The sequence below is a fragment of the Flavobacterium sp. CF108 genome (assembly GCF_900129795.1).
In the GTDB taxonomy this organism is placed as follows: domain Bacteria; phylum Bacteroidota; class Bacteroidia; order Flavobacteriales; family Flavobacteriaceae; genus Flavobacterium.
In genome coordinates, this window is sequence record NZ_FQWW01000015.1 from 1 (window position 1) to 2486 (window position 2486).

1 protein-coding gene is annotated in these 2486 nt (G+C 40.7%); it reads left to right on the forward strand.

Annotated elements, in window-relative coordinates:
• On the forward strand, window positions 1-2486 hold a 2486-nt coding region (locus BUE10_RS23585), incomplete at both ends, for an Ig-like domain-containing protein (RefSeq protein WP_073489572.1).

The window sequence follows — 2486 nt, forward strand, 5'->3', positions numbered from 1 at the left end:
ATTACAATTCAGGATACGACAGCTCCAGCATGGACAACACAGACTGGTTCTTTAAATCAGACTATTGAATGCAGCAATGCTGAAGCTTTAACTTCGGCTCAGGCTTTATTCCCTGCTGCTTCTGATTTATGCGACACTGATGTTTCGAATATCACTAAAGTAAGCGGACAGTTCGTTGCTTCTGAAGGATGTTCAAATGCCGGAACTTACACCAACACTTGGACAGTAAAAGATGACTGCGGAAATTCTTCTGATACTTTCACTCAGGTAATTACAATTCAGGATACAACTGCTCCAGTTTGGACAACACAGGCTGGTTCTTTAAACCAGACTATCGAATGCAGCAATGCTGAAGCTTTAACTTCAGCTCAGGCTTTATTCCCTGCAGCTTCTGATTTATGCGATGCTGATGTTTCGAATATCACAAAAGTAAGCGGGCAGTTTGTTGCTTCTGAAGGATGTGCAAATGCTGGAACATACACTAACACTTGGACTGTAAAAGACGACTGCGGCAATACTTCTGATACTTTCACACAAATCATTACAATTCAGGATACAACTGCTCCGACTTGGACAACACAGACTGGTTCTTTAGATGTAACATTACAATGTGCCGATACAGAAGGATTTAATAATGCTCAAAATCAAGCACCAATTGCAACAGATAATTGCAACGGAACCGTAACTTATACTAAAACAAGTGGCGAGCTTCAAAGAGGAAGCTGTGGAAGCACAGGAACTTATACTAATACCTGGACAGCAAAAGACAGCTGTAATAACACCTCAGCTATTTTTACACAAGTAATTACAATTCAAGATACTGCAGCTCCAACATGGATTACGCAGGCAGGAACATTAAATGTAACTTTACAATGCAGTGATACTGCTGGTTTAGAAAATGCTCAAAATCAGACTCCAGCTGCAACTGCAAATTGTACATTTGTTACTTATGAAAAAACAAGCGGTCAATTTGTGGCTTCTGAAGGATGTTCAAATGCTGGAACATATACAAATAGCTGGATTGCAAAAGATGACTGCGGAAATGTTACCGATAGTTTTATTCAAATAATAACTATTGAAGATACAACTGCTCCAGCTTGGACAACTCAGGCTGGTTCTTTAAACCAAACTATTGAATGCAGCAATGCTGACGCTTTAGCAACAGCTCAGGCTTTATTCCCTGCTGCTTCTGATTTATGCGACACTGATGTTTCTAATATCACTAAAATAAGCGGGCAGTTTGTTGCTTCTGAAGGATGTGCAAATGCTGGAACATACACTAACACTTGGACTGTAAAAGACGACTGCGGCAATACTTCTGATACTTTCACTCAAATTATTACTATTCAGGATACAACTGCGCCAACTTGGACAACACAGGCTGGTTCTTTAAACCAAACTATTGAATGCAGTAATGCTGAAGCTTTAACTTCGGCTCAGGCTTTATTCCCTGCTGCTTCTGATTTATGCGACACTGATGTTTCGAATATCACTAAAGTAAGCGGGCAGTTTGTTGCTTCTGAAGGATGTGCAAATGCTGGAACATACACTAACACTTGGACTGTAAAAGACGACTGCGGCAATACTTCTGATACTTTCACACAAGTAATTACAATTCAGGATACAACTGCTCCGACTTGGACAACACAGACTGGTTCTTTAAATCAGACTATTGAATGCAGCAATGCTGAAGCCCTAACTTCGGCGCAAGCCTTATTCCCAGCTGCCTCTGATTTATGTGATGCTGATGTTTCAAATATCACTAAAGTAAGCGGACAGTTTGTGGCTTCTGAAGGATGTGCAAATGCTGGAACATACACTAACACTTGGACTGTAAAAGACGACTGCGGCAATACTTCTGATACTTTCACACAAATCATTACAATTCAGGATACAACTGCTCCGACTTGGACAACACAGGCTGGTTCTTTAAACCAAACTATCGAATGCAGCAATGCTGAAGCTTTGACTTCAGCTCAGGCTTTATTCCCTGCTGCTTCTGATTTATGCGATGCTGATGTTTCGAATATCACTAAAGTAAGCGGACAATTCGTGGCTTCTGAAGGATGTTCAAATGCCGGGACTTATACCAATACCTGGACTGTAAAAGACGACTGCGACAACACTTCGGACACTTTCACTCAGGTAATTACAATTCAGGATACAACTGCTCCAGCATGGACAACACAAGCTGGTTCTTTAAACCAAACTATTGAATGCAGCAATGCTGAAGCTTTGACTTCTGCTCAGGCTTTATTCCCAGCTGCTTCTGATTTATGCGACACTGATGTTTCTAATATCACTAAAGTAAGCGGACAGTTCGTTGCTTCTGAAGGATGCTCAAATTCTGGAACTTACACCAATACCTGGACTGTAAAAGACGACTGCGGAAATACTTCTGATACTTTTACTCAAATTATTACTATTCAGGATACTACTGCCCCAGCATGGACAACGCAAAGTAGTTCTTTAAACCAGACTATTGA